5 protein-coding genes are annotated in these 7822 nt (G+C 68.9%); 1 reads left to right on the top strand and 4 read right to left on the bottom strand.

Annotation, left to right across the window (positions count from 1 at the left end):
• From B551_RS10230 to B551_RS10240, 3 genes are all read right to left on the bottom strand, one after another.
• The coding region (locus B551_RS10230) for a WD40 repeat domain-containing protein (protein WP_023264018.1) at positions 1–2793 on the bottom strand (2793 nt) is incomplete at its 3' end.
• Positions 2794–2802: 9 nt separating this feature from the next.
• On the bottom strand, positions 2803–4866 hold the full coding sequence (locus B551_RS10235; RefSeq protein WP_006577983.1) for a CHAT domain-containing protein: 2064 nt from the start codon (positions 4864–4866) through the stop codon (positions 2803–2805).
• Between the two features lie 28 nt (positions 4867–4894).
• A complete protein-coding gene (locus B551_RS10240) occupies positions 4895–5725 on the bottom strand; it encodes a hypothetical protein (RefSeq protein WP_006577982.1) in 831 nt (276 codons plus the stop codon).
• A 404-nt stretch (positions 5726–6129) separates the two neighbouring features.
• Between B551_RS10240 and B551_RS10245 the strand changes: the two genes are divergently transcribed.
• Positions 6130–7113 (top strand): tripartite tricarboxylate transporter substrate binding protein, encoded by a 984-nt coding sequence (locus B551_RS10245; RefSeq protein WP_023264019.1) that lies wholly within the window; start codon positions 6130–6132, stop codon positions 7111–7113.
• A 46-nt stretch (positions 7114–7159) separates the two neighbouring features.
• Here B551_RS10245 and B551_RS10250 read toward each other — a convergent pair.
• Positions 7160–7822 (bottom strand): DnaJ C-terminal domain-containing protein (locus B551_RS10250; RefSeq protein WP_023264020.1); only part of this gene is annotated, 663 nt, incomplete at its 5' end.

Below are 7822 nucleotides of genomic sequence, written 5' to 3' on the forward strand. Positions count from 1 at the left end.
CGAACGCGGCGCGGCGTCGCGGTGTCCGGCGGGCAGCCACATCATGCCGCCCTCGCCGGACGCCGCCACGGTGGCGGGTTGGCTGCCGGGCAGCGCGAGCAGCAGGGGCGGGGCACCGTCGTGGCCCCGTGCCACGATGCGGGCCATCGGATGCACCGGTGTGGCGGTCCGCAGCTGCAGCAGTTCGCCTTGTTCGGACGACACCACCGCCAGGTCCGCAGCGGGACCGGTCGCCAGGCCGGCGATCTGGAACGGCAGGTCCACCAGCACCGAGCGGCGGACATCCATGCCTTCGGGGTCCAGTAGCCACTTGATGACGCGGCCGTCCCAGCCCGCCGACAGCAACACGCCATCGTTCTGGAACAGCATCCGCACCACCGCGTCGTCGTGCCCCAGCAGCGGGCGGGGCCACCGACCGCCGTCCGACGTGCGCCAGACCGTGATGCGGCCGGAGCGCGAGCCTGCCGCGGCCAGCTTGCCGTCGGGACTCACGGCAATGCTGTGCAGACCCGGGTACCAGTCTTTGGCATCAGGGGGAACCAGCAATGCCTGGGCGGGCTTCTCCGGACGCACGCGCGCATTGCCCTGTGCCGGCGACTCCGGCAGCTGCCAAAGATAGGCGGCACTATCCCAGCCGGATGTCGCCAGACGCGTCCCCCGATCGAACAGCGCGACGTCGGTCACCCGCGAGCGATGGCCTTGGATCGCAGCAATCGGCGTCACCCGCTCCGCCGGGGGGCGGGAAGGATTCAGATCCCATACCGCGATGCGGCCGCTGTCGTAGCCGGCCGCGAGCCGGTTGCCGTCGCTGTGCAGCGAGGCGACGCCGCCCAGCCCGCGCTGCGTGCCGGTGTCGGGCATCGTCAGCGCGACCGGCGCCGCGGCGCCGGTCAGATCCCACAGCGTGACGCTGCCATCCTGCCCGCCGATCGCCAGCATGGCCGGCCCGGCCAGCGCAAACGCGCGCACGCCGCCGGGGTGCCACGCTGCCAGCATGCCCGTCGACAGCCGCACCGGCGGGCCGCCTTGCAGTGGGACGACTTCGATCTCGGCCCGTCCGGGATGGAGCCGCCCCAGCACCCGGTAGTGCGCATTGGCCTGCACCGTCAGTGTCCGGCCGTCGGCCCGCAGCAGATAGCGTTCGATATGCCGGGCGCGCTCCATCGCGCTGACCAGCGTCCGGCGAAAGTCGAAGCCGCCGGGCGGCCGAAACAGGCTGTGCCCATCCATGCCTTCGACGGCCGCCAGCAACGCCACGTCCGGCGCGGGCCGGGTGCTGACGACGGACAACAGCATGTTCTGCCGATTGAGCTTGAACGCCAGCAGCAGCGCCACCACGGTCAGCACGACCATCGACAGGGCGGCGCCGTAGCCGATCTGCCGCAGCCGGCGCGCCCGCTTGCGTTCGATCGCGTCGCGTCGGTAGTCGGACAGGAAGCGGTTCTCCGCATCGCTGTGCTGCTGCGGCGGCTCGTGCAACGCCGCCTCGATTTCCTCGGGTACCGCGTTGCGCAGCAAGGCCGGATTCTCGTTGGCCATCGTCCACGCGCGCACCAGGTTCTTCCAATGCGGCAAATGCCGCTCGCGCCATCGCCCGTTACTCGCGCGCACCGGTCCTACCAGCCGGTCATGCGCCAACTCGAACCATTGCGCGTCCTGGCGGCTCTGGGCGCGGACCAGATACAGGCGCTGCAGCATCGCCAGTTCTTCGGCGGTGGGAGCGGATTTCGCACCGCTGTCGAACATCACCAGCGAGCGCAGGTTCGACGCCGTGATCAGCTTGTCCTCGATCCAGTCGCGCAACACGCGCTCGCGCGGGGCAGTCGCCGCCGTGCGCTCCAGCGTGGCGTTGTAATAGGCTTCGAGCGCCGCGCCGGCATCCAGATGCTCGACGTCCTCCAATCGGATACGGGCGCCGGCTGGCGGTGCGCTGTCGCCAAAGCAGGCCAGCCACAGATTCATGCCGATAACCTGCAATTGCACGGGTTCGACATAGCGGCCATCGCGGTAGGCCGGCTGGTTGGGACCCGGCACACGGACCTTCGCCAGATCGCGAGCCAGATGCCGGGCGGCGTTCTCGTCGAAGGTCACGCCGGCCGCGCTCGCCGGCCCGATCAGTGCCTGCACCGCCTGCTCGCGCGACAGCAGGTCGATCCGCATCGTGTTGGTCAGCCGCGTGGGGACCCGGTCCCGATAGGGGTCCAGCCACGAAAAGAACTCCTCGCGCATCGAGAACAGCGCCCAGACATGGCTGCCGCCCTGGCCCAGCAGATCGCCCAACTGCGTGAAAAAGGCCAGCTTGTCCCCGGTATCGTTGGCGTCGGCGGTGAAGATCTCCTCGAACTGGTCGAAGATCAGCAGCATCCGGCGCGACCGTCCACCGGCCGGCTCGCGCACGCGCGACAGGTACGACAGCAGCGTATCGTCAGGGCTCGGCGGCACGGCGCCGGCCGCGGCCCAGCACTGCAGCACGCTCCAGACATAGCGGTTGACGGGCTCGCCGTCGCCCGGCGCTTCGCCGCCGACCCGCGCGGTCGGCAGCACGTCGAAGCGGTCGCGCAAGCGCGGCCGCAAGCCCGCTTCGATCAGCGAACTCTTGCCGGCACCCGACGGCGAATACAGCACCACGATGCGATCGGCGACGAGGCGGTAGCCCAGTTCCTCGATCTCGCGGTCGCGCCCGAAGATCGGCGACTGTTCCGTCAGCGGCGACGGTCCGATATAGGGGCAATGGGACGTCGAGGACGTCGAGGACGTCGAGGTCGCCGGTGCCGCGGGTGCGATGGATGCCATGGTGCCTCGCTAGGGCCGCAGCCGCCGCTGCAGTTCTGCCACAAACATCGCCACATCGCCCCAGTACAGCTTCATCCTGGCCTTGTCCTGAAAATAGCGCTCCAGATAACGCCGCGCGCTGACCGGGTCGAGAATGCTGTTGGGATCGAGTTGGGCGGACATATGCAGATACTCGCTGCGCAGGTCGGCGCCTTCCTGATTCAGGATGGTGCGGAACAGCACGCGAAAGTCCCACGATTGCACGTCGAAGCCGATGATCAGCAACGCGCTGTCGTTCAGGCGCGCGCGGATCTGCAGCGGAATGATCGCGTCCAGGTTCTTCGACACGCTGATCAGATAGTCGAAATACTGGTCCTCGGTCAGCACCAGCGAGCGGGGCTCGCGCAGGTCGCCGAACATCTTGAACACGATCGGCGTGCGCGCGCTGGGCCGGGCGTCCCGATGATCGACCGTCAGCGCGTCGTCGCACGCTTCGGCCGCCGCATTCCAGCGGCACAGCCGCACGAATGGCCGGACTTCGGGATCGCGGGCCCGCAGCGCATGCACCAGCAAGTCGCTCGGGTCGGTGGTGATATAGATCGGCAGGCGCAGTTCGGCCAGCACGCGATGCGGGTCGTCCGGCACCGCAAGACGGACCCCCGCCACGGCGGCAATCACGTCGCCGAGTTGCGCGACGATGTCCTCCTCGGGCAGTCCGAGCAGCCCCGGCGGGATCGCCTCGCGGTATTGCTCGCACAGCTGCTGGTACAGGAAGCGGTAGAACAGCCGCCGCGGCGTGACGGGCTGCTGCGAAGCGGACAGATACTGCGCGACCTGCGGCAGTTCATCGCGCTCGTGGGCGGCCATCGGAAAATGGAAGGTTTCGGCCCAGGTCTGCGCCATCTGCAGCCGCGAGCCAAATAGCGGCTCGCCGACGCCGGGGCCCAGGATCGGCGTGGTCTCGCCATGGCGGATATTGTCGATCACCGCGCGCCACGGATCGTCGCCCGACTCCGGCACGGCGCCGCCGCCGAAGCCAGGCGGGTAGAAGATGCGCGCGCTTTCGAGCCGGGTGAACACCGCGGGCATCCACCAGTCCGGCTGGCTGGCGATTGCCGCGCGCGCCACGCCGGCGGCCCGGTCCACCTCGCCATGCTCGCGCAGTTCGGCGAAAAACAGCGGCATGAACGTGCCCATGCTGTCCATGCCGACATTGCCTTGCATCGCCAGCACGGCCGGCACGCCGGCCTGCGCCAGCAGCGGACCGAGAGCCTTCATCATGTCGCCGCCACGCGCCGGGCCGGTTCCCGCGCTCTGGCACGAGCACAGCACCACCAGGCTGGGGGGACGCTCGAGCATGCCGATGCGGTTCACCAGCATCCGGCCGGCCACCAGGTCACGCGACCCATCGGCGCGTTCGAGCCACAGCATCGGTTCGTCATCGATCATCGCGCCGTGGCACACCAGGTAGAACACCTCGACGCCCTCGCGCAGCGCCGCGAAGATCCGCTCCATGGTGGCCTGGCCCAGCTCGGCCAGCGTGGCGACCGGAATCGGCGCGAGCGCGGCGCCGATGCGCTGCGCCTCGGCCTTCGCATCGATCGCGGCCAGGTCGTCGGCAAGGCCGGGCGGATTGGCCACCGCCACCAGCGCCGACACGCCGCTGCGCGGCCGCAGCCGCGGCAGCCGCATTTCCCGCGAAAACAGGTAGCGCGAAAAGAAGCAACGCTGCGAAACGCACAACGCGGCCTGTCCGGCCGGGTCGTACAACGTCTCCCACGGCAGCACGTGAAGTTCGGTGGCATCGACGCCGACCCGCAGGCGCAGCCGCAGGTCGACCGCCGCCTCCTGCGCCGCCGTCTGCGCCGCCACAAAGGCATCGCGGACCTCGGCCGGGGCGAACAGCGTGGCGGCCAGCGCGCGGCCGCAGACCTCCGGGTCGGCATCGCGAAATGCCGGGTTGGCGGGCGCCAGGGCCAGCGCCACGCGCGGCGTGATCACGTCGCCGGTCGGCATGCGGCGCCGGGCTTCGACTTCGTACCCACGCGAGCCGGCACTGATCAGAATCTCGAGTTCGGCGTAGCGGTGGGCCATTGGAGCGCTCGTCGGATTGCCTGTCGGCCTAGCGCGGCTGGCGCGACTCGCGCGGCTCGCGCGGATCGCCCGGCAGGTAGTGTCCCGTGACGCGGCGATACGCGGCCGACGTCCGTTTGCCCGGATGACCGTCGATCCGGACGAAGACTCCGTCAAAGGTGTTGAGCCAGCGCTGCAACGTCTCGGTGGTTTGGCGCGCGGCGGGCTCGGTTGGGGGACGGGCGGCGTAGCGGACGATCAGCGGCGCATCGTCGACGGCCGCCGTCGCGCGCGCGCCGAACTCGAGCTCGCCGATTTCGGCCAGCCGCCGCAGCAGCACGGCAGCGCCGCACTGGCGCGACACCGCGCGATCGGACCAGGTTCCGTCGGCGACGTACTTGCCGCGCTCGTAGTGGCCGGAAAAGCTCCACAGATACGGGCTCAGTACCTCTGGGTGGAAGCGCCGGTAGCCAAACCCGTTGTATCGCTCCAGCTGGTACAGCGTGCCGGCCAGGCTCCAGTCGGTGCCATCGTTCAGCCCCTTGAGCGCCAGCGCATCGGCCGCGCTCTCTTCCCAGCGGAATGGCGGAGATCCGGTACGGGGACGGCCCGCCGGAACGTGGAAGGTTCGCCGGCTCAAGGGATCGCCATTGTGCAGATGGGCGTCCATGCGCTGACTGCATTCCATGTTGTGCACGACGGCGATGAAATGCCATGGCACGCCGGACAATTGCGACGCCGCCGCATAGCGGCCCTTGTTCCTGAGCAGCGCTGCCGTCAGCGCCTCGACCTCGGCCCGGCGGCCGGCCTGCGTGATGCATGTGTCGAACAAGCGCTCGTAGTCCGCGCGCAGCGACGGGGTCAGCGAAATGGCGGCCATGGGGACACCCTCTTTCCCCCCGGCCAGTGTTCGAATCGCGAAGTCGCGGGCATCTGGTTGTCTGGCCGGTACGGTCCGGCGTGCGCGGCTGGCCCGCATTTGCCGCCTGCGTGAAGGCTAGGTCATCGCATCGGCAAAGAAAAGGAGCCGCATGCCGGCCTCGATGAAAAGCATGCATGACAGGTATGCAGCAGGTTTAGCGGGTGAGCACGTTGGGGCCGTCCCGGCGCGTTGTACCAAGTTTGAAACCATTTCGGCGCGCGCATGCGTGGGCCGCGCGGTAGAGAAATACCCGCGGCCAGGCCCACACCGGCCGCGACTGACCGCATACTTCCGACCGCGGCGACAGCCAAGCCGGGCGGCACAGACCCGGCCGTGCGCCGCGCTCATACGAAGGAGACACGATGCAACGACGCGATATCCTGCGGCTCGCCGCCGCCTCCACGGTCGCCGCGCTCGGTCCGGCCCTGGCTTTCCGCGCCTACGGCGCCGACGAATTTCCCACCCGCCCCCTCAAGCTGATCGTGCCCTATGGCGCCGGCGGCATCACCGACCAGATCGGGCGCGCGCTGGCCGACGCGGCGGGGCGCGAGCTGGGCCAATCGATCATCGTCGAGAACAAGCCCGGCGTCAGCGGCACGCTGGGCGCGACGCAGATGGCCACCAGCGAGCCCGACGGCTACACGCTGACGATGGCGCCGGTGGTGATCTTCCGCCTGCCGCACGTGCAGAAGATGCGCTATGACCCGCTGAAGGACCTGACCTATATCTCGATGATCGCGGACTATAACTTCGCGGTCGCGGTGCGCACCGACGCCAAGTGGAAGACCATGCAGGAGCTGGTGGCAGAGGCCAAGGCGTCGAGCCGCGGCATCACCTACGGCACTACCGGCATCTACGGCAGCCAGCATCTGACGATCTCGGAACTGGCGCGCATCACGCAATCGAACTGGACGCATGTTCCCTACAAGGGCGACGCCGAGGCCATCACCTCGCTGCTCGGCGGCCAGTGTGACGTGGCGATGCTGACCAACACGCTGCTGCCGTATGTGAAGAACGGCCAGTTGCGCGTGCTGGCGGTGCTGTCGGAAAAGCGGGCACCGGACTTCCCCGATGCGCCGACGCTCAAGGAGATCGGCTATCCGGTCTGGTCCAATTCGCCGTTCGGCATCGTCGGTCCCGCCGGCATGAAGCCCGACGTCGTGAAGAAGCTCGACACCGCGTTCCGCAATGCGCTGAAGGATCCGAAGCTGCTGGCGGTGACGCAGCAGTACGGCATGTCGACCAACTACATGGGCCCCGAGCAGTACACCGCTTATGCGCAGAAGGCCTTCAAAACCGAGGGTGCGATCATCCAGCGGTTGGCCGAGGCGATGAAGAACCAATAAGGTTCATTGCCGGTTCATTGGCGGTTCATTCGCGGTTCATTGCGGTTCATTCGCCCGCACCGCGGCCGAGTTCTCGCAGCAGCGTCTGCTGCGGCTCGGTCAGCGTGCGCAGCCGCGACGGCAGGTCGATGGCGACCGTCAGCAGCAGGTCGCCAGTCTTTTGTTTGGCGCGATCGTGCAGGCCCATGCCGCGCACGCGGATCACGGTGCCGCTGCGCGTCATCGCCGGAATCTCGGCCATTACCGTCTTGCGAAAGCGCACCACCGGCACGCGGCCGCCGAGACAGGCCAGCACGAAGTCGATCTTCAGTTCGCGCGTCAGGTCCAGGCCGTCGACGCCGAACACGCGGTCCTTGCGCACCCGCACCTTGCACATCAGGTTGCCGTTGGGGCCGCCGTCGATGCCGGGGCCGCCCATGCCGCGGGCGCGCAGCACGGTGCCGTCGATCACGCCCGGCTTGATCTGCACGCGCAGCGCCTTGTCGACGCGGACCTTGCCGGTGCCGCCGCAGGCATCGCAAGCCGCCGGCTCGACGCCGCGCCCGGCGCAGCGCTCGCAGGCGCCATACGCGTTGAACAGGCCGCGCCGCACCTGGCCCGTGGCCCCGCATGGTTTGCAGGCCATCATGCGGATGCCGCGCGCATCGCAGTGCAGGCAGTCGACCGTCATCCTGACCCGCGTCGACGCCATGCCGCCGAGCACCGCCGT

Source organism: Cupriavidus sp. HPC(L) (assembly GCF_000307735.3).
GTDB lineage: Bacteria > Pseudomonadota > Gammaproteobacteria > Burkholderiales > Burkholderiaceae > Cupriavidus.

Coding starts and splice junctions, on each gene's coding strand:
- B551_RS10235 (WP_006577983.1), bottom strand. CDS start 4,866: ATGGCCCACCGCTACGCCGAACTCGAGATTCTGATCAGTGCCGGCTCG.
- B551_RS10240 (WP_006577982.1), bottom strand. CDS start 5,725: ATGGCCGCCATTTCGCTGACCCCGTCGCTGCGCGCGGACTACGAGCGC.
- B551_RS10245 (WP_023264019.1), top strand. CDS start 6,130: ATGCAACGACGCGATATCCTGCGGCTCGCCGCCGCCTCCACGGTCGCC.